This window comes from Streptomyces sp. CA-249302 (genome assembly GCF_050936785.1).
GTDB lineage: Bacteria > Actinomycetota > Actinomycetes > Streptomycetales > Streptomycetaceae > Streptomyces.
This window is the reverse complement of record NZ_JBNJMG010000001.1, coordinates 10,611,682-10,631,236: the sequence shown is the minus strand read 5'-3', so window position 1 is coordinate 10,631,236 and position 19,555 is coordinate 10,611,682. Positions and strand designations below refer to the sequence as shown.

General features: G+C 70.8%; 13 protein-coding genes and 2 pseudogenes. 8 read left to right on the top strand and 7 right to left on the bottom strand.

The window, feature by feature from the left end; all coding sequences use genetic code 11:
- Nucleotides 1-17 precede the first annotated feature (17 nt).
- Nucleotides 18-500, top strand: a complete 483-nt coding sequence (locus ACQEWB_RS48090) for a MarR family winged helix-turn-helix transcriptional regulator (protein ID WP_432843011.1) — start codon at nt 18-20, stop codon at nt 498-500.
- 57 nt (nt 501-557) lie between these two features.
- On the opposite strand, the pseudogene ACQEWB_RS48085 reads toward ACQEWB_RS48090, so the two are convergent.
- Nucleotides 558-1,207 (bottom strand): annotated as a pseudogene (locus ACQEWB_RS48085) (FMN-dependent NADH-azoreductase).
- A 124-nt stretch (nt 1,208-1,331) separates the two neighbouring features.
- On the opposite strand from ACQEWB_RS48085, the gene ACQEWB_RS48080 reads away from it, so the two are divergent.
- Entirely contained in the window at nt 1,332-2,000 is a 669-nt protein-coding gene (locus tag ACQEWB_RS48080) for a nitroreductase (protein WP_432843009.1), read from the top strand.
- 41 nt (nt 2,001-2,041) lie between these two features.
- On the opposite strand, the gene ACQEWB_RS48075 is transcribed toward ACQEWB_RS48080, so the two are convergent.
- Together ACQEWB_RS48075 and ACQEWB_RS48070 are read right to left on the bottom strand one after the other, a co-directional pair.
- On the bottom strand, nt 2,042-3,187 hold the full coding sequence (locus ACQEWB_RS48075; protein WP_432844385.1) for an RNA polymerase sigma factor: 1,146 nt from the start codon (nt 3,185-3,187) through the stop codon (nt 2,042-2,044).
- 5 nt (nt 3,188-3,192) lie between these two features.
- Nucleotides 3,193-3,612: a YciI family protein gene (locus ACQEWB_RS48070; protein WP_432843007.1), complete on the bottom strand. Its 420-nt coding sequence runs from the start codon at nt 3,610-3,612 to the stop codon at nt 3,193-3,195.
- Between the two features lie 198 nt (nt 3,613-3,810).
- Here ACQEWB_RS48070 and ACQEWB_RS48065 point away from each other — a divergent pair, with 198 nt between their 5' ends.
- From ACQEWB_RS48065 to ACQEWB_RS48055, 3 genes are all read left to right on the top strand, one after another.
- A complete protein-coding gene (locus ACQEWB_RS48065) occupies nt 3,811-5,994 on the top strand; it encodes an RICIN domain-containing protein (protein ID WP_432843005.1) in 2,184 nt (727 codons plus the stop codon).
- Nucleotides 5,995-6,229: 235 nt separating this feature from the next.
- Nucleotides 6,230-7,216: a phosphotransferase family protein gene (locus ACQEWB_RS48060; RefSeq protein ID WP_432843003.1), complete on the top strand. Its 987-nt coding sequence runs from the start codon at nt 6,230-6,232 to the stop codon at nt 7,214-7,216.
- A 163-nt stretch (nt 7,217-7,379) separates the two neighbouring features.
- Nucleotides 7,380-9,551: an MMPL family transporter gene (locus ACQEWB_RS48055; protein WP_432843001.1), complete on the top strand. Its 2,172-nt coding sequence runs from the start codon at nt 7,380-7,382 to the stop codon at nt 9,549-9,551.
- 29 nt (nt 9,552-9,580) lie between these two features.
- Here the strand turns inward: ACQEWB_RS48055 and ACQEWB_RS48050 are convergent.
- Nucleotides 9,581-9,853 (bottom strand): annotated as a pseudogene (locus ACQEWB_RS48050) (transposase); the annotation flags it as partial.
- Between the two features lie 76 nt (nt 9,854-9,929).
- Here ACQEWB_RS48050 and ACQEWB_RS48045 point away from each other — a divergent pair.
- Nucleotides 9,930-11,285, top strand: a complete 1,356-nt coding sequence (locus tag ACQEWB_RS48045; RefSeq protein WP_432842999.1) for a cytochrome P450 — start codon at nt 9,930-9,932, stop codon at nt 11,283-11,285.
- A gap of 98 nt (nt 11,286-11,383) precedes the next feature.
- On the opposite strand, the gene ACQEWB_RS48040 is transcribed toward ACQEWB_RS48045, so the two are convergent.
- The gene (locus ACQEWB_RS48040; RefSeq protein ID WP_432842997.1) at nt 11,384-13,855 is read right to left on the bottom strand and encodes a SpoIIE family protein phosphatase; all 2,472 of its coding nucleotides are present in this window, start codon (nt 13,853-13,855) and stop codon (nt 11,384-11,386) included.
- 190 nt (nt 13,856-14,045) lie between these two features.
- Between ACQEWB_RS48040 and ACQEWB_RS48035 the strand changes: the two genes are divergently transcribed.
- Both ACQEWB_RS48035 and ACQEWB_RS48030 read left to right on the top strand, forming a co-directional pair.
- The gene (locus ACQEWB_RS48035) at nt 14,046-16,115 is read left to right on the top strand and encodes a SpoIIE family protein phosphatase (protein ID WP_432842995.1); all 2,070 of its coding nucleotides are present in this window, start codon (nt 14,046-14,048) and stop codon (nt 16,113-16,115) included.
- Between the two features lie 53 nt (nt 16,116-16,168).
- Entirely contained in the window at nt 16,169-16,423 is a 255-nt protein-coding gene (locus tag ACQEWB_RS48030; protein WP_432842993.1) for an EF-hand domain-containing protein, read from the top strand.
- A 14-nt stretch (nt 16,424-16,437) separates the two neighbouring features.
- On the opposite strand, the gene ACQEWB_RS48025 is transcribed toward ACQEWB_RS48030, so the two are convergent.
- Together ACQEWB_RS48025 and ACQEWB_RS48020 are read right to left on the bottom strand one after the other, a co-directional pair.
- Complete coding sequence (locus ACQEWB_RS48025) at nt 16,438-16,578, bottom strand: hypothetical protein (RefSeq protein WP_432842991.1); 141 nt, start codon at nt 16,576-16,578, stop codon at nt 16,438-16,440.
- A 130-nt stretch (nt 16,579-16,708) separates the two neighbouring features.
- A complete protein-coding gene (locus ACQEWB_RS48020) occupies nt 16,709-19,480 on the bottom strand; it encodes a helix-turn-helix transcriptional regulator (protein WP_432842990.1) in 2,772 nt (923 codons plus the stop codon).
- Between the last annotated feature and the right edge of the window lie 75 nt (nt 19,481-19,555).

The window sequence follows — 19,555 nt, the reverse complement described above, 5'->3', positions numbered from 1 at the left end:
AGCTGTACCGTGGCTCCATGACCGCCGACGCCCCTCGCACCGCGCCCTCCCGAGTGACCGACCGGCCCGGCGACGCGTCGCCGTTCGCGCTCGGCCTCCTGCTGCGGCGGGCGCACTGGCGCGCGGCCGCGGTGATGGAGGGGGCGCTTCGGCCCCTCGGTATCGAGTTGCGGCACTTCGCCGTGCTGATCACGCTGGTCGACCGCGGGCCCACGGTGCAGAAAGATCTGGTCGCGGCGACGGGGTCGGACAAGGCGGGCATCATGCGGGTCGTGGACGACCTGGAGTGCAAGGGGCTGGCCGTACGCAGGAGCGTTCCCGGGGACCGGCGGGCGCGGGCGGTGGAGATCACCCCTGCGGGCGTCGCGCTCTTCGACGCGGCCCATGTGGCGGCGGAGCCGCTGTCCGAGCGCCTGGTCGCCGAACTGGGGCCCGGCGAAGCGGAGCAACTGACGGATCTGCTGACCCGGCTCGCCCACCCCGCGGGCGACGAGGGGTGAGCGAGGACGCCGTGTGATGCCCGGGGGCGGCGTCACACGGCGTCCGCAGCCCGGGAGTCAGGAGGCGAGGCGTTCCGCGAGCGCCTTGGCCTTGATCGCCGCATCCTCGAAGGCGCGCTTGCGGGAGGCCTCGTAGAGGGGCACCAGTTCGCACATGGCCGGGTTGCGGGGGCCAGGGTGAGTTCCGGGACGATGAAGTCGAGGTCCAGGCCGAGCGTGCGCCCGAGTACCGCCTCCAGGTAGTTCTGTACGAACTCGAAGCCCTCGCGCGGGGTGCCCGGCGCGTAGGAGCCGCCGCGACTGGCGACGACCGTGACCGGGGTGCCCTGGGCCGAAGGGCTCTCACCCGCGGTACGACCCAGCAGAAGCACGTTGTCCAGCCACGCCTTGAGCGTCGACGGGATCGAGAAGTTGTGCATGGGGGCGCCGATCAGCACGGCGTCCGCCTGCTCCAGTTCCTCGATGAGCTTCTCGCGCGCCTCGAACGCGGCGGACTGCTCCGGTGTGCGCTCGGCCGGGGCGACGGAACCGGCGGACCAGGCGTCGGCGGTGATGTGCGGAACGGGGTCGGCGGCGAGATCGCGGTAGATGACCACGCCCTCCGGATGCTGCTCCTCCCAGGCCTTGCGGAAGGCGGTCGCGACCGACCGGGATGCGGACGCCTCGCCGGGCAGTACGGACGAGTCGATGTGCAGCAGCGTGGCCATGGGCTTTCTCCAAAGGGGCGGTGGATTCGCGTTCAGCGATAGTCAAACACGAGATGGTATTGATTGATACTATCGCGAGTGAAACGAACATACGTCACGTGGAACAGACGGGAGTCAGGCGATCTTGGACGTCTATGAAGCGGTCACGAGCCGACGGGCCGTACGCGGATTCACCGACCGGCAGGTCCCGAGGGAGATGCTGGAGCGCGTGATGTCCTACGCGGCCTGGACGCCGTCCGGCTCGAACATCCAGCCCTGGCACGCGTACGTGGTGGCCGGCGGACCGCTGGCAGAACTCAAGAAGCGCGCGGGCGAACGCCTGGCCGCGGGCGAGACCTGGGACGAGCCCGAGTACGAGCAGTACCCGACCTCACTCAAACACCCGTACCACGCGCGCCGATCGGCTTTCGGCGAGCAGCGTTACGGCGCACTCGGCATCCCGCGTGAGGATCTGGAGGCCCGCCAGCGCGCCGCGTCCGCGAACTGGGACTGCTTCGGCGCGCCCGCCGCCCTGTTCTGCTACATCGACCGCGACCTGGGCCGGCCCCAGTGGTCCGACGTCGGTATGTACCTGCAGACCGTCATGCTGCTGCTGCGAGCCGAAGGGCTGCACAGCTGCCCGCAGATGGCTTGGGCGAAGTTCCACAGGACCGTCGCGGAGGTCCTGTCACCCCCGGACGACCTCATCCTCTTCTGCGGTATGTCGATCGGCTTCGAGGACGACACGGTGGATCACCCACGGACCGGCCGGGCACCACGCGACGAGACGGTCACCTTCGTCGACGGCCACTGACACCGACCACCGACCCACGGCTGTCCTCGCGAGACGGCCCGTCAGTGCCTGCGGCGGGTGTTGAGCCGGGCGGCCTGGCGGGTCAGGTGGTCGCGTTCGGCGAAGTTGGGGGCCTGGTGGGCGGCCTCGGCGTACAGGCGTGCCGCGGTGGTCAGGTCGCCGTCGCGTTCGTGCAGGTAGGCCGCGACCGCGGTGCGGCGGGGTACGGAGTCGTCGATCGCGGCGAGGGCGGCGAGGCCCGCGCGCGGTCCGTCGGCCTCGCCCACGGCGACGGCCCGGTTGAGGCGGACGACGGGGCTGTCGGTCAGGCGGGCGAGTTCGTCGTACCACTCGACGATCTGCACCCAGTCGGTCTCCTCTGCGGTGGGCGCGTCCGCGTGCAGGGCGGCGATGGCGGCCTGGGCCTGGAACTCGCCCAACCGGTCGCGGGCGAGGGCCTTCTGGAGGATCGCCACGCCTTCGGCGATCGCGGTCGTGTCCCAGCGGGCGCGGTCCTGTTCCGCCAGCGGCACCAGGCCGCCGTCGGGTGCCGTACGGGAGGCGCGGCGGGCGTGGTGGAGGAGCATGAGGGCGAGCAGGCCCGCGACTTCGGGGTGGTCGATGGTGGTGGCGAGCTGTCGGGTGAGGCGGATCGCCTCGGCGGCGAGGTCCACGTCGCCGGAGTAGCCCTCGTTGAAGACCAGGTAGAGGACGCGCAGGACGGTGGCGACATCGCCGGGCTGGTCGAAGCGGACGCCGGAGACCGTGCGTTTGGCGCGGCTGATGCGCTGCGCCATCGTCGCTTCCGGCACCAGGTAGGCCTGGGCGATCTGGCGGGTGGTCAGGCCGCCGACCGCGCGCAGGGTGAGGGCCACGGCGGACGACGGCGTCAGGGACGGGTGGGCGCAGAGGAAGTAGAGCCGGAGCGTGTCGTCGACGGCGGGGGTGGGGCCGGGCGGCGGCTGTTCCTCGACGACGTCCTCACGGCGGCGGCGAGCCGTGTCCGCGCGGGTCGCGTCGAGGAACTTGCGCCAGGCCGCGGTGACGAGCCAGCCCTTCGCGTCCCGCGGCGGGTCGTCCGGCCAGACGCGGATCGCCTCGACGAGTGCGTCCTGTACGGCGTCCTCGGCCGCCGCGAAGTCTGCTCCGCGGCGGACGAGGATTCCGAGGACGCCCGGGGTGAGGCTTCTGAGCAGGGCCTCGTCGATCCGGGTCACTTGAAGGTGCACTCCGTGGTGGTGGAGTGCGCGCCCAGGAACGGGCGCAGCTCCAGCCACTCGTGGATCGGCTTCCCGCCTGCGCCGGGGGCGGCCGACAGTTCCCCGGCCAGCTCGACGGCGCGCTCGTAGCTGTCCACGTCGATCACCATCCAGCCGGCGATGACGTCCTTGGTCTCGGCGAACGGGCCGTCGGTGACCGGCGGGCGCCCCTCGCCGTCAAAGCGGACGAAGGTCCCCTCGGGGGACAGCGCCTGGCTGTCGACGAACTCGCCGGTCTTCTCGAGCCGGGCCGCGAAGTCGTTCATGTACTGCACGTGCGCCGAGATCTCCTCGGGCGTCCACTGGTCCATCGGCACGTCGTTGAAGGCAGCCGGGGCGCCGCGGTAGTGCTTCAGCAGCAGGTACTTGGCCATGGTGATACTCCTCGGTGCTGGTGCGACCCATTGTGGTCGCGTTCACCCCGGGAACGGAGCCGGGCACGGGTTCTCGACATCCCTGTCGGAAGTTTTTTCCGGGACCCTTCCCTCAACTCTTACTTCACACCTTGACGTAAGTGGTCCGTACCTTTAGCTTCACCGGGCAACGCCACCCCACGAAAGGCCACTCAACCCATGGCCAGACCCGGGCCTCGCTCCGCATCCGCCGTCCTCGCGGTCACTGCCCTCACCCTTTCCACCGGCCTGCTCACCGGCTCCCCGGCGCAGGCCGCGACCACCGCCCTGCCGAGCGGCTTCGCCACCGTCATGAACGCGGCAAGCGGCCGCTGCCTCGACGCCAAGTCGGCCGCGACGGCCAACGGCACCGTCGTGCAGCAGTACTCCTGCAACGGCACGACCGCCCAGCGCTGGAGCTTCACCGCCACCAGCGACGGGTACGTCCGGATCAACAACGCAGGCGACACGAACCAGGTCGTGGACGTCGCCGACGTCTCCACCGCCGACAACGCCCAGGTGCACCTGTGGAGTTACGGCGGCGGCGCCAACCAGCAGTGGCTGCCGGTGGACGACGGAGGCGGTGCCTACCACTTCGTCAACCGCAACAGCGGCAAGTGCCTGGACGATCCCGGCGCTTCGACCGCCGACAGCGTGCAGTTCGTGCAGTACACCTGCAACGGGACCGCCGCGCAGCGCTTCCAGGTGGTGCCCGTGAGCCAGTCGGCCACCGATCCCGACCTCGGCTCGAACGTCGTCGTCTTCGATCCCTCGATGTCCTCCTCGACGATCCAGAGCAGGCTCGACTCCGTCTTCCGGCAGCAGGAGACCAACCAGTTCGGCTCCCAGCGCTACGCCGTGCTGTTCAAGCCGGGCGCCTACAGCGCGGACGTCAACGTCGGCTTCTACACACAGGTGTCGGGCCTCGGTCTGTCGCCGGACGCGGTGACGATCAACGGCGCCGTGCACGCCGAGGCGGACTGGTTCCAGGGCAACGCCACGCAGAACTTCTGGCGCGGCGCGGAGAATCTCTCCGTCAACCCGGCTTCCGGCAGCGACCGTTGGGCGGTCTCGCAGGCGGCGCCGTACCGCCGTATGCATCTGCGCGGCAACCTAGCGCTGGACGACGGCGGTTGGTCCAGCGGCGGTCTCCTCGCCGACAGCAGGATCGACGGGCAGGTCAACTCGGGCAGCCAGCAGCAGTGGCTGACCCGCAACTCACAGCTGGGCAGTTGGACCGGGTCCAACTGGAACATGGTCTTCACCGGCAGCACGGGCGTCCCCGCGACCAGTTTCCCCAACCCGCCGTACACGACGGTCGCGCAGAGTCCGGTCAGTCGGGAGAAGCCGTTCCTGTACGTCGACGGAGCGGGCGCCTACCAGGTGTTCGTGCCGTCCGTGCGCTCCAACTCCTCCGGCACCAGCTGGGCGGGCGGCGCCTCGGGCAGCTCGCTCTCCCTGGACAGCTTCTACGTCGTGAAGCCGGGCGCCACCGCGACGCAGATCAACTCCGCGCTCGCCGCGGGCAAGAACCTGCTGGTCACTCCGGGTGTCTACCACCTCGACCAGACCCTCCAGATCAACCGTGCGGACACGGTCGTCCTCGGCCTCGGCCTGGCCACCTTCGTCCCCGACAACGGCGTCACCGCGATGAAGGTCGCCGACGTCGACGGCGTGAAGATAGCGGGCCTGCTGTTCGACGCGGGCACGACCAACTCGCCCTCCCTGCTGGAGGTCGGGCCGGCCGGCTCCACCGCCTCCCACGCGGCCGACCCGACCTCCCTGCACGACGTCTACTTCCGCGTCGGCGGCGCGGGCGTCGGCAAGGCGACCACGAGTCTGGTCGTCAACAGCGACAACGTCATCGGCGACCACATGTGGATCTGGCGCGCGGACCACGGCAGCGGCGTCGGCTGGACCAGCAACACCGCGGACACCGGCCTGATCGTCAACGGCGACAACGTCACCATGTACGGCCTGTTCGTGGAGCACTTCCAGAAGTACCAGACCGTCTGGAACGGCAACGGCGGCCGCACGTACTTCTTCCAGAACGAGATGCCGTACGACCCGCCGAACCAGGGCGCCTGGATGAACGGCTCCACACAGGGCTACGCGGCCTACAAGGTCGCCGACTCGGTCACCAGCCACCAGGCGTACGGCCTCGGCAGCTACTGCTACTTCAACGTCAACCCCGGCGTCGTCGCCGCGCGGGCCATCGAGGCGCCGAACACCCCGGGCGTCCGCTTCACCAGCATGGTGACGGTCTCCCTCGGCGGCACCGGCACGATCAGCCATGTCGTCAACAACACGGGAGGCCCGTCCAACTCCGGTACGAACGTGGCCAACCTGAGCAACTATCCCTGACGTCCTGTCCCCTGCGGGGTTTCCGCCTACCGCGCCGTTGAAGGCCACGGTGTCGGGTGGTCCCTGCTGCGCGGTGCGTCCTGTGCGCGCGGTCCTGCCAGGCCCGCGCGCACGTCGGCGGCGCAAACGGTGCCCTACTACGACCGCGCGGCTTCGCACTAGGCTGTGCAGCGCCGGAAAAGGGCAGGTCGGGGGCGGTCTCGTTGCCGGGATGCCGTGATCGAAGGAGCCTTGCGTGGAAGCCGTGACGGAGAGCATCACGAAGAACCGGCAGTCGGCGCGCACGCTACGCGCGATGGTCGAGCGCGCCTACGGCAGCGGGCAGGTGCCCCAGGTCGACGGCTTCGCCGAGGAGATCACCCACGGCTGGTTCAACGTCGCCTACCGGATCCGGCTGCGCGACGGGCGGCAGGTGGTACTGAAGATCGCTCCCCCTGCGGATGTCGCGGTGCTGACCCGCGAGCGGGGAATGATGCGCACGGAGCTGGCCGCGATGGCGCTGGTGAGCGAGCGCACGACGGTCCCGGTGCCGCGGGTCGACCACGCCGATCTGTCCGGGGAACTGGTCGCGGCCGACTACTTCTTCATGGAGTACGTGGACGCGGACAACTTCGGCATCGCCGTCGAGGAAGGGCGGCTGCCGGCCGACGTGGTCACCGCGGGCGGGCGGCAGCTGGGCGCGCTCAACCGGGAGCTCAACTCGATCACCGGCCCGCACTTCGGACCGCTGGTGGGCACGGGCTCGGCGACCTGGCGCGAGGCGTTCACCCGGCTGTTCGAGGACACCCTCGCCGACGGGCGGCGGGCGGGCGTCGACATCGGCCGGGACTACGACGAGATCCGCGCGGTCCTGGCGGAGAACGCGAGTGCTCTGGACGAGGTGGGCGAGCCACGGTTCATCGAGGTCGACCTGTGGACGAAGAACTCGATGATCAGGAACGGCCGGATCGTCTCGATCCTCGACCACGAACGCGCGATGTGGGGCGACCCGCTGATGGAGGCGGGTTTCACCGGCATCGACCTCCCCGCGTTCGGCGACCCCGCCGACTTCATGGGCGGATACGGCCTGGGCGGGCTGACCCCCTCGCAGCGCAAGCGCCGTCACCTGTACTCGCTGCATCTGGCCGTCATCATGATCGTCGAAACCGTGTTCCGGGGCCACACGGATCCGACCACCTACGACTTCGCCCGCACCCAACTCGATCTGCTCATGGCCCGCTGAACCCGCAACGAAAAACCCGGCGGCCCCACCCCCTCTGATCACTACGATGGGAGCCGAAGACAACCATTCGACCGGCCCGACGGTGGATGCCGGTCGAGGTCGCCGGTGCCAGGGAACCGCTCCCCGGGCTGCGGTGATCTTCCTACCCAGGAGGACACCCCGCATGTTCCGACGTATTGGCAACACGGTCGTCCGACATCCCGTCTGGACGATCGTGGCCTGGCTGATCGCCGCGGTGGCGATCGTCGCCACGGCTCCGAGCCTGCCCTCCAACAGTGACGAGAGCAGCTTCCTCCCCAAGAGTTACGAGTCCATCAAAGCCGCGGATCTCCAGGAGAAGGCGTTCCCCAGCGCCTTCACCCCGTCCGCCATCGCCCTCTACCAGCGCACCGACGGCGGCAAGTTGACCGCCGCCGACAAGCAGGACGTCGCCCGAATCACCTCCGAGCTCGCCGACAAGCACATCGACCAGGTGCAGAAGGTCGTCCCCGGCCGGCCGTCCCAGGACGGCAGGTACACCATGACCCTGGTGCAGATGGACAGCAAGAACGCCGGCCAGCCCAAACAGGCCGACGCGGCCAAGATCCTGCGCGACGACGTCAAGCAGCTCGCCAAGGGCACGGACCTCCGGGTCAAGCTCGGCGGCTCGGCCGCCCAGGCGCTGGACCAACAGGATTCGTCCAAGCGCGGTCAGGCGCTGATCGGCATCGGCACATTCGTGATCATCCTGGTGACCCTGCTGATCATCTTCCGGGCGCCAATTCTGGCCGTACTGCCCCTGTTCCTGATCGGTATCGTCGCGGCCATCGCCAACGGGCTCATCGCGTACGCCACCAAGCTCTTCGGCCTGCAGGCCAACAGCTCGATCTCGTCGATCCTGATCGTCGTGCTGTTCGGCGTGGGGACGGACTACTTCCTGTTCCTGATGTTCCGTTACCGAGAACGTCTGCGGGCCGGCGACGAACCCAAGCAGGCCATGGTCAACGCGGTCGGCCGGGTCGGCGAGGCCATCGCCTCCGCCGCCGGAGCGGTCATCATCGCCTTCCTCGCGCTGGCGTTGTCCACGCTCGGCTTCCTCAAACAGATGGGCCCGGCGCTGGCCATCGCGGTCACCGTCACCCTCATCGCGGGCCTGACCCTGATCCCGGCGGTCGTCTCGCTCATCGGCCCGAAGGTCTTCTGGCCCTCCAAGTCCTGGCGGACGGAGCCGGAGAACGCCCGGTTCGCCGCCCTGGGCCGAGGGGTGCAGCGCCGCCCGGCGCTCACCGCCGCGCTGTCCGGCCTGGTCCTGGTCGCGCTGTCGCTCGGGATCCTCGGCTACCACGCCACGTTCGACCTGGCCTCGGGCTCCATGCCCAGGACCAAGGAGTCCATGGTCGTCCAGGACGAGATGCAGAAGGCGTACTCGGCGGGCGCCGCCGCCCCCACCGACGTCTACCTGTCCAGCACCGACGGCAAGCCGCTGGACCAGGCCGGCTTCGACGCGTACGCGCAGAAGCTCGGAGCCGTGGACGGGGTGGCGAGCGCCCGGATGGCCCAGGTGAACAAGGCGGGCACCACCGCGGACTTCACCGTCACGCTCAAGTACGAGGCGTCGACGGACAAGGCGATCGACGCGGTCGGCAGGGTGCGCGACGTGGCGCACGCCGACGCCCCCGACGGCACCGAAGCCCTGGTCGGCGGCATGTCGTCGATCTACAAGGACATCGACGCCGCGGTCAACCACGACTACCGGACGGTGTTCCCCGTCGCCGCCGCGCTGATCATGCTGATCCTGGGTCTGCTGCTGCGCAGCGTGGTCGCACCCTGGTACCTGATCGCCTCGGTGGGTCTGGGCTTCGGCGCGACCCTCGGCGCCACGGTGTGGATCTTCCAGGAGGCACAGGGCAAACCGGGTCTGATGTTCATGCTCCCGGTGATCATGTATCTCTTCGTGGTCGCCATCGGCACGGACTACAACATCCTCATGATCGCCCGGCTCCGCGAGGAGGCCCGCGAGGGCCGTGAGCCCCGCGAGGCGGCCGGCATGGCGCTGCGGCACGCGGGGCCGACCGTGGCCGCGGCGGGCTTCATCCTGGCGGCGACCTTCGCCACGATGATGCTGGCGGGCAACTCCCTCCTCACGGAGATGGGTTTCGCGGTCTCCTTCGGTATCGCCGTCGCGGCCTTCGTGATGGCGATGTTCTTCACGCCGAGCCTCACGGCGCTGATCGGCCACGCTGCCTGGTGGCCGGGCCATGCCGACCGGGCGGAGGAACCGGCGGGTACCGAGGGCATCGGGTCCCCGGCGGACGACCGGGACGCCGTGCACGATCCGGCGGGGCGCCGGGGCTAGGTTCTGTCCGTCGGCTCGGGGATGATCGGTCCGCCCCGGAACCGTCCAAGTCCCTCGTCGGGGCGATGGTTTCGGGGCGTCGTCCTCTTCTCCGTCTTCCAGCTACCGAAACGCTCGGGCAGGTCGCGCCATGGTGTGCCGGTGCGAACCCGGAACAGGATCCCGTTGATCCCGCCCCACACCGAGGACACTGTCCGGCGGGCCGGTGAGGAGTGTGGAACCGGAGCAGTTCGCCGGGGTGGCCGCACTGATACCCGGCGCCGCAGGTGGCCAACCGGTCTGTCCCACGTGGCGCAGGACACGTTCATGACAGGATTGCACTGGGGAAGGTCCAGGGCAGTCATAGGGGCGCCCATGACTGCCGTGAAGGGATGACCCGTGACGTCCACTGCGCCTCCCCCCATACCCCGAGCCGCAGGATCGTTTCCGCTCATCGGCCACGCGCTGAAGATGCGCGACAACCTCGGCTTCATCGACTCGCTGCGCGACACACGGGAACCACTCGTCGAGATCGTCCTGCAACCCGGGACGCGCACGATCGTGGTCCAGGACCCGGCCCTCATCAACCAGATGCTCAAGTCCCTGGGATCCAGCCTCGACAAGGGCCGGCTCTACGAGAAGCTGGGCCAGCTGCTGGGCGACAGCGTCGTCACCGCCACCGGCCGCGACCACGTACGCAGACGCCGCCAGCTGCAACCCGCGTTCGCCCACACCGAGATCAGCCGCTACGTCGACCTCATGCGCGCCGAGGTGACCTCCACCGTCGCCGCCTGGGAGCGCGGGCGGCCCCTCGACGTACACGACGCGATGGTCGGGCTCAGCCTCGACATGCTGGCCAAGACGGTGCTCGCCGGCAGCCTCGACGACGCCGTCTTCCGCCAGCTGCGCAACGACGTGGGCGTGGTGATGAGCGGCGTCGGTCTGCACATGATGCTGCCCGACTGGGCCGAGCGCCTTCCGCTGCCCTTCAACCGCCGCTTCGACCAGGCCCGGGCCAGGGTGCGCGCCACCATCAGCACCGCCGTCGACGAACTGCATGCGTCCGGGCACGACACCGGAGACATGCTCTCCATGCTGCTGCGCGCCATCGACGAGGAGACCGGCGAGCCGCTGACCGGGTATCAGATCTGCTCCGAGATCTTCCTCCTGGCCGTGGCGGGCACCGAGACGACCGCGTCCCTGCTGTCCTGGACCCTGTACGAACTCGCCCGCAACCCCGACATCGAGGCCCGGGTCCTCGCCGAGCTGGACGAGGTCCTCGGCGAACGGCCGGTCACCTTCGACGACGTGATGCGGCTGCCGTACCTGAACCGGGTGATCACCGAGACCCTGCGGCTGCACCACCCCGGCTGGCTGGTCACCCGCCGCACCACAGAGGAGACCCGGCTCGGCGAGTGGACGCTGCCCGCCGGCACCGAGCTGGCGTACTGCCAACACGCCCTGCACCGCGACCCCGAGCGCTTCCCCGACCCGCTCACCTTCGACCCGGACCGGTGGACCGACGCCGCTCAGGAGCCTCCGCCGGGCGCGTTCGTGCCCTTCGGGGACGGCAAGCACAAGTGCATGGGGGACCGTTTCTCCCTCACCGAGATGGTCACGGCGCTCGCGACGATGCTGCGTTCGGTACGGCTGGAACTCCCCGAGGGCCAGGTCATCCGCCAGGTCGCCCGGCTCACCGTACGGCCGCGCAACCTGCGGATGACCGTCCGCCCCCGAGCCGGGGCCGACCTCTAGCGCGTGTCTCTTGCGGCACCTGACGCAAGCACCCGTCTGCCGGGTCGTGCAGCCCGGCAGACCCGCGTTGTGGCCCAAGGCCACCTGCCGGACGATGGTCACGGTATCTCCTGCTCCGCCCAGATGATCTTCCCGTCCGCCGTGTACCTCGCCCCCCAGCGGTCCGTCAGCTGGGCCACCAGGAAGAGTCCGCGGCCTCCCTCGTCCATGCTGCGGGCGTGCCTCAGGCGCGGCGCCGTGCTGCTGGCGTCGGCGACCTCGCAGGTCAGGCTGGCGTCGCGGAGCAGTCGTAGTCGGATGGGTGGTTCGGCGTAGCGGATGGCGTTGGTGACCAGTTCGCTCACCACCAGTTCCGTCGTCATGGCCAGGTCGGCGAGGCCCCAGGCCTCCACCTGGCGGGTGGCGCGGGCGCGGAGGTCGGCGACGGCGGACGGGTCCACGGGGACGTCCCAGGAGACGACCTGGTCGGCGCCGAGGGTGTGGGTGCGGGCCAGCAGGAGGGCGATGTCGTCGGGCTGCGGTACGGGGACCAGCTGCCGTACGGCCGAGGTGCACAGGGCGGAGAGGTCGGTGTCGGAGCGGGCCAGGATCTCGCCGAGCCGGTTCATGCCCCGTTCCATGTCGCCGTCGGCGCCCTCGATGAGACCGTCGGTGTAGAGGCCGAGCACGCTGTTCTCGGCGAGTTCGATCTCGCGGGCCTCGAAGGCCATCGCGCCCAGCCCGAGCGGCGGGCCGGCCGGGGGTTCGGGGAAGGACACCTGGCCGTCGGGGGCGATGAGGACGGGCGGCGGGTGTCCGGCCCGGGCCATCGTGCAGCGGCCGGTGACGGGGTCGTAGACGGCGTAGAGGCAGGTCGCGCCGAGGAAGGCGGAGTCGCCCCGCTGGGTGTCATCGTCGTCGGACTTCTCGGCGCTCAGCCGCAGCACGAGGTCGTCGAGGTGGGCGAGGAGCTCGTCCGGCGGCAGCTCCATGTCGGCGAGGGTCTGCACCGCGGTGCGCAGCCGGCCCATGGCCGCCGCGGCGGTGATGCCGTGGCCGACCACGTCGCCGACGACGAGCCCGACGCGCGCCCCGGAGAGCGGGATGACGTCGAACCAGTCGCCGCCCACCCCGTCCGTCGGGTCGGCCGGCAGGTAGGCGGAGGCCACTTCCAGCGCGGTCCCGCCGGTCAGGGCCTGCGGCAGCAGGCTGCGCTGGAGGGTGATCGCGGCGGTGTGCTCACGGGTGTAGCGGCGGGCGTTGTCGACGCAGAGCGCCGCCCGCGCGACCAGCTCGCGGGCGAGGAGGACGTCGTCGGGCTGGAAGGAGACGGGGTTGAGGGACCGTACGAACGTGGTCAGACCCAGGACCGTGTTGCGGGCCCGCATGGGGACGGAGATCAGGGAGTGCATGCCGAACTCCCGGATCCGCTCGGCCCGTTCGGGCTGTTCGGCGACCCAGCGCTCGTCGGTGGGGTCGAGGACGGGGATGAGGATCGGCTCGCCGTCGATGAGCAGGTTCACGTCGTGCGAGGGAGGCAGGAAGCCGGCTCGGTCCCCGACGCGTGCCACGGCCTCCGGGCAGCCTTCGCGCACCGAGCTCATGCCGGCGCGGCGCATCACCGGACCGACGGACGCGGGCCCGGCGTCCGTGAGCCAGGCGCCGTGTCCTTCGGTGCTCAGGACGGGTTCCAGAAGGTCCACGACGACGAAGTCCGCGAAGCGCGGCACGGCGAAGTCGGCGAGTTCCTGGGCCGTGCGCAGCACGTCCAGGGTGGTGCCGACGCAGGCCCCCGCCTCGTTGACCAGCGTGATCAGGCGGCGGGCGTTCCACCGCTCGGTGACGTCCTGGACCATGTAGCAGACCCCGGTGGCGGAGTCGTCGGCGTCCACCAGCGGGAAGAAGGACGTGGAGTAGGCGTGCTGGCGGTGCGGGTCGGCCCAGCTCCAGCCCAGGTACTCGTAGTCGGTGACCGGGAGCCGGGTCTCCAGGACCTTGCGCATGAGTCCCTCGATGGTGACCGCCTGCAAGCCCGGCAGCAGTTCGCTCAGCCGGCGCCCCAGCCGCTGCTCCCGGGGCACCCCGCCGAACTGTTCGAGGGTGTCGTTCAGCCAGACGTAGCGCAGCTCGCGGTCCATCACCGCCATGCCGACCGGGGAGCGGGTGAGGAAGCCGTCGAGGACGGACTGGCCGACGGTCCACTCCCGGCGCTGCTCCCGCGCCGAGATCAGGAAGCACTCGTCCGCGCCCATCCGGAAGGACGCGGAGACCCGCAGGCCGACGTCGACGGGCCGGCCGTCCCGGTGCCGTACGGAGATCACGCCGCTCCAGCCCATCCCGGCGCGGCAGCGGTCCGCCACACCGGCCACCCGGGCCGGATCCCCGGGCATCGCCACCAGTCGGGCGGCCGGGCCGCCGACCACCTCGGACGCCGAGTGGCCCAGCAGGGCCTCGGCGGCGCGGGTCCAGGCGAGCACGACACCCTGCGCGGACACGACCGCCGCCGCGTCGCTGGACGCGTCGAGCAGGTCGCGCGGTGCGGCGGGCCGCGGCCCGTCGGACGATTCTGGCGCAGGATCCATGGGTGCCATCCGGGTGCCGTTCTGTACAGGACCATGTTCCTGCTTGTGCGGCCGATGTGCACGGCCCTGGTGGGGCCCGTTGCGCTTCCGCCGCCGCCGTGACGGAGGGAGCATGGAAGGACCGCTGGTCGGAACCCGGGTGTACGGCGACGCACGGAATTGGTCGTCGGCTCCGGTGGCAGGTGGAGGTGGTTCCGGGATGACAGCCGAATCCTTCCAGCCCGAAGCCGGTGCGCCCGGCCCCGCCGAGCCACCCCCACCGACCGGCCTGCTGGACGTGCTGAGCGTCGCCGCCGTGGTCGTGGACGCCGAGGGGCGCATCGTGTTCTGGACCCCGCAGGCCGAGGAGCTGTTCGGGTATACGGCGCAGGAGGCGCTCGGCAAGTACGCGGCCCGGCTGTTCATCCACCCCGAGCACCTCCAGGCGGTGGTCAGGCTGTTCTCGGAGGTGCTGGAGACGGGGCGGAGCTGGGCGGGCGCCTTCCCGATCCGGCACAAGGACGGCAGCAGCCGGGTCATGGAGTTCCGCAACATGCGGCTCCAGGACGACGTCGGGGGCGTCTACGCCCTGGGCATCGCGGCCGACCACACCCTCCTCCAGCGCGTGGAGACCGATCTGGCGTTGTGCGAGCGGCTGATCAACCAGTCCCCGATCGGCCTGGCGCTCCTCGATCCCGACCTGCACTACCTCCTCGTGAACCCGGCGCTGGAGCGCATCGACGGCATCCCCGCCGAGGACCATGTGGGCCGCGGCCTCCGCGAGACCCTGCCCCTGCCCGACGTCGACACCATCGAGTCCGCGCTACGGCAGGTGCTCACCACCGGCACGCCGCTGCTCGACCAGTACCACGTGGGCCGCCCGCCGACCGACCCCGAGCACGAACACGCCTGGTCGCTGTCCTTCTACCGTCTGGAGGATCCCGGCGGTCGGGTCCTGGGCGCGGCCGCCTCGGTCGTGGACGTCACCGAGCGGCATCGCGCGGCTTCGGAGGCGGACCGGGCCCGGCGCCGGCTCGCGCTCATCGCCGACGCGTCCGTGCGGGTCGGCACCACGCTGGAGGTCGAGGAGACCGCCCGTGAGCTGGCCGAGATCGCCGTCCCCGCGCTCGCCGACGTGGTAGCCGTGGACGTACTCGACTCCGCCCTGGCCTGCCGTCGCTCCCGCAGACCGGACGACGGCCCCGAGCTCTTCCGCGCCCTCGCCCTCAAGGCGGCCCACCCGACCGTGGCGCTGCGCGCCGCCGACCCGCCCGGCGGGCTCGCGGCCTACGACGGGGACCGCCTGGTCACGCTGTGCGTCCACACCGGCAGGCCGGTGCTGGTACGGCATGTCGGCGACGAGGATCTGCCGCGGATCGCCCGGGACGCGGAGGCCGGCTCGCTGCTGGCACGGGCGGGGGTGCACTCGTATCTCGCGGTGCCGCTGATCGCGCACGGCGAGGTGCTCGGCGCGCTCGATCTGAAGCGCACCCGCAATCCGCTGCCGTTCGACGAGGACGACGTGGTGCTCGCCGCCGAGCTGGCCGGCCGTGCGGCGGTGGCCATCGACAACGCCCGCTGGTTCCAGAGCGTGCGCAACACCGCGCTCACCCTCCAGCGCAGCCTGCTCCCCGACCACCCGCCCGAGCACGCGGGCCTCGAACTCGCCTCCCGCTACCAGCCCGCGCAGGCCACCAGCGAGGTCGGCGGCGACTGGTACGACGTGATCCCGCTGACCGACGAGAAGACCGCCCTGGTCGTCGGCGACGTGATGGGCAACGGCATCGACGCGGCCGCCACCATGGGCCGGCTGCGCACCGCCACCTGCGCCTACGCGGACCTCGACCTCGCGCCGGAAGCCGTGCTCCAGCACCTCGACAAGATCACCTGCGATCTGGAGCACTACATCGTGACCTGCCTGTACGCGGTGTACGACCCGCGTACGGGCCTGTGCACCATCGCCAATGCCGGACACATGCCGCCCGCGCTGGCGGGCCCGGACCACGCCCCCGAGCTGCTCGACCTGCCGACCGGCGCGCCGCTGGGCGTCGGCGGCATCGCCTTCGAGACAACGACGGCCCGGCTCGCCCCCGGTGACCTGCTGGTCCTGTACACCGACGGCCTCGTCGAGACCCGCCACCACCCCATCGACGACCGCCTGAACCTCCTGCTCAGCTTCCTCGACGAACCCCACCGCCCGCTCGAGGAGACCTGCGACCTCCTGCTCTACGGGCTGCGCCACCCCGACGACCACGACGACGTCGCGCTCCTGGTCGCCCGGGCCCTGTAGGGAACCGGAGTGACGGAAGAGTCGTTCTTGTTCATGATGACTAGGGGGACACGATGAGTGACAAGGCACGCAAGCTGTTCGAGGCGCTCGACCTCGACCACAACGGCACCCTGACCCGCGACGAAGTGATCATCGCCCTGCGGACGAAGGGCCCGACGCTCGCCGCGGCGGGGGACCTGCCGTTCTGGGCCCTCGGAGACGCCGACGACTCCTCCGCCCTGTTCGACGCCGCCGACCAGAACGGGGACTCCGTGCTGACGCTGGAGGAGTTCGCGGCCGTGGTGGACCGGCGGTTCGGCTGGCGGTGACGCGGGGCCGGTGGTCAGCCTGCTCGGTCCGGGGCCGGGTCCGGGTCCGTCGCGGCGGCGGCGTCGTTGCCGGTGGAGTCGTCCGTGCCGTCGGCCTCCTTCCGCCGTCTCTTCAAGGCGAGTTCTTTGGCGATCTTCTCGGAGTACAGCCTCATCTCGGCCTCTGTCCGGTGCTCGAACACTGTTGCCTCCGTGTCCCTTCGTGGGGTGCGGTGCGTCCACGCGGAACGCACAGCCCTTCGGAAGGGATGACCGGATACCCGACGCTTCTGTGACAGCCGTCGATCAGGCCGACGTCGGCTCGTCCTCGAACTGGACGGCCCGGATCTCCCGCCGGGAGGAGATGCTGAGCTTCGAGAACACCTTGCGCAGGTGCCACTCGACCGTGTGCCGGCTGATGAACAGCTGGGCGCCGATCTCGGGGTTCGTGAGCCCTTTCCCGGCGAGCCGGGCGATCTGCGCCTCCTGCGGGGTCAGCGCCGTGGGCGTCGCGACCGTGTGGTTGCGGACCTTGGCTCCCGTGGCCTGCAACTCGCCTCGCGCGCGTTCGGCGAAGGCCTGCGCCCCGAACCGGCTGAACATCTCGTGTGCGACGTCCAGTTGGGCACGAGCGTCACCGCTGCGGTTCTCGCGGCGCAGCCACTCTCCGTACAGCAGATGCGCACGGGCGAGATCCATGCGGACCCGGGTCCGTTCGAGCCGCTCGATCGCCTCACGGTGGAGCCGCTCCGCGGTGTCGCCCTCGCTGAGCAGCGCCCGCGAGCGCGCTTCCACGCCGAGCGCCCAGTCGGTGCCGCTGGCCCGCGTCGCCTCCGAGAGCCGCTCCAGCGCCTCGGCGCCCGGCTCGGGTGAGCCGTTCCGTACGGCGGCCTCGATCAGCTCGACCAGGGCCCACCGAGGCGACGAGAACTCCCGCGGCTCGACGGCCGCTTCCCGTGCCGCTGTCAGCGCCTGCGCGTACTGGCCGAGACCGTTGCAGAGCACCGCCTCGTACCAGCGTGTGACGGTGACGGTGGCCCCTTGACCACGTGGCACCGCCTCGCCCAGGTTCGCGTCGATCAACGTCCGGGCCTCGCCCTCGCGACCGCGCCAGACGGCCAGGCCCAGCGGGCCGACACGTCCCGGGTTGGTGTTTCCGGTGGCCGCGCACACCGCTGCCGTCTCCTCGACAAGCGACTCGGCCGCCGTCAGCTCCCCCGCGATGAGGTGGACGAACACCCGGGAGTCAAGCGCGTCGGGAAGGGCGCTGAGCGCTCCGGCCTGGCGGGTGATCGTCACATGACGTGTCGCGGCCAAGTGCCAGTGCTCGTCGTCCCACAGATCGGAGGCGATGACCGACGCCAGCCAGAGTCGGCGCAGCTGTTCCGATACGGGGAGCCGCTCGTCGCAGAGCGCTTCGAGCACCCGCTCCATCGCCGGCACGGCGGCCGCGTAGCCGTCGGTGAGTCGTACGGCGAGGGCATCCAGCACTGTGTCGGACAGCTGTGGCTGCCGTGCCGGCGGCGCCTCACGGGCCGCCTCGCCCACCTCTCGCAGTCCCGGGCCGAGTGCCAGGCGACCGGCGAATATCGCCGCCGCGATGGCGTCCAGGTGAATCTCACGGGCGAGCGCGACATCGAGCCGTCCGAAGCGGCGGGCGGCGGCGAGCAGCAGCTGCGGAGCCTCGCCGCCGCGGTTCTCGGCGAACGCCATCCCGGCGTGCAGCACCTCGATCCGCGCTCTGCCCAATTCGTCCAGGGGGCCCGCCTCAGCGGTGGCCAGGAGGGTGGCCGCCGACTCGAAGGCCCCCGCGTGAAGCTTCGCCTGCGCGGCATCCACCGCCCGCTGCGCGCGTCGCGCGGGGTCCTCGGTCAGCACGGTCGCACGCTGGAGGAACGCGGCGGCCGCGGCGATGCCACCACGTGCCTGGGCCCGGCCCGCGGAGCGCTCCAGTTCGGCGGCCACGGTCTCGTCGGGCTCCGAGGTGGCGTCGGCCAGGTGCCAGGCCCGACGGTCGGGGTCGAGCCGGGCATCGGTGGCCTCGGCCAGCGCCTTGTGCACCTCTCGGCGTTCGCTCGGGCCTGCCGCACGATAGGCCGCCGAGCGCACCAGCGGGTGCCGGAACCGCACCCGGGTGCCGAGGGTGATCAGGTCAGCCGCGCCCTCGTACGCCACGGCGGCGTCGGCGTCGATCCCGAGGCGCCCGGCCGCGCGCCTCAGCAGGGTCACGTCGCCCAGGGGTTCGGCGGCGGCGATGCACAGCAGGCGTCGCGTCTGGGAGGGAAGCGCCTGGACACGACGGAGGAACCCCTCCTCGATCCGGCTCGACAAGGGCCATGCGTCCGGACGCTCGAACCCGCCGACCGTCTCCGCCGCGGTCAGGCCGCGCGGCAGCTCGAGCAGGGCCAGCGGGTTGCCGCGTGACTCGGCGACTATGCGCTCGCGCACCCGTTCGTCGAGCGGACCGGTGACGACCGAGTCGAGCAGTGTCCGGGAGTCCCGCTCGGTCAGTCCTGTGACGGACAGTTCGGGAAGGCTGCCGAGCGTATGGCCGACGCTGGGTTCACGGACGGCGAGGACGAGCACAACCGATTCCGCAAGCAGTCGGCGGGCCACGAACTCCAAGGTCAGCGCAGACGCCTTGTCCAGCCACTGCGCGTCGTCGACGAGGCAGACCAGAGGCTGGTCGCCTCCTGCGTCCGCGATGAGACTCAGCGTGGCCAGCCCCACCAGGAACCGGTCGGGTGCGGCTCCGGCGCGCAGGCCGAAGGCAGTGCCGAGCGCGTCGCGCTGCGGCTCGGGCAGCTGGTCGAGACCGGAGAGCAGAGGGGCGCAGAGCTGGTGCAGGCCGGCGTAGGAGAGTTCCATCTCGGACTGGACGCCGGCCGCCCTGATGGTGCGGCATCCGGTGGCGCGACCGAGGAGGTGTCCCAGCAGTTCGGTCTTGCCGATTCCGGGCTCACCGCGCAGGACCAGGACACCGCTGCGTCCGGCTCTGGCACCTGCCAGGAGATCGTCGAGGGCCTTGCACTCGCTCTCCCTGCCGAGAAGCCCGGCCCGTGAACCGCGCCTCGCCATGGCAGCTCCCTTGTCAGGAATCTTCGCCGAGTATCGTAATCCGTCTGCTGATCACGGCGCCTTTCCGCGCGCCCG

Excerpts from the sequence above, each read along its gene's own strand:
- ACQEWB_RS48055 (WP_432843001.1), top strand. The coding sequence starts at position 7,380 with ATGTTCCGACGTATTGGCAACACGGTCGTCCGACATCCCGTCTGGACG.
- ACQEWB_RS48025 (WP_432842991.1), bottom strand. The coding sequence starts at position 16,578 with ATGAGGCTGTACTCCGAGAAGATCGCCAAAGAACTCGCCTTGAAGAGA.
- ACQEWB_RS48035 (WP_432842995.1), top strand. The coding sequence starts at position 14,046 with ATGACAGCCGAATCCTTCCAGCCCGAAGCCGGTGCGCCCGGCCCCGCC.
- ACQEWB_RS48020 (WP_432842990.1), bottom strand. The coding sequence starts at position 19,480 with ATGGCGAGGCGCGGTTCACGGGCCGGGCTTCTCGGCAGGGAGAGCGAG.
- ACQEWB_RS48030 (WP_432842993.1), top strand. The coding sequence starts at position 16,169 with ATGAGTGACAAGGCACGCAAGCTGTTCGAGGCGCTCGACCTCGACCAC.
- ACQEWB_RS48070 (WP_432843007.1), bottom strand. The coding sequence starts at position 3,612 with ATGGCCAAGTACCTGCTGCTGAAGCACTACCGCGGCGCCCCGGCTGCC.
- ACQEWB_RS48065 (WP_432843005.1), top strand. The coding sequence starts at position 3,811 with ATGGCCAGACCCGGGCCTCGCTCCGCATCCGCCGTCCTCGCGGTCACT.
- ACQEWB_RS48090 (WP_432843011.1), top strand. The coding sequence starts at position 18 with ATGACCGCCGACGCCCCTCGCACCGCGCCCTCCCGAGTGACCGACCGG.
- ACQEWB_RS48040 (WP_432842997.1), bottom strand. The coding sequence starts at position 13,855 with ATGGCACCCATGGATCCTGCGCCAGAATCGTCCGACGGGCCGCGGCCC.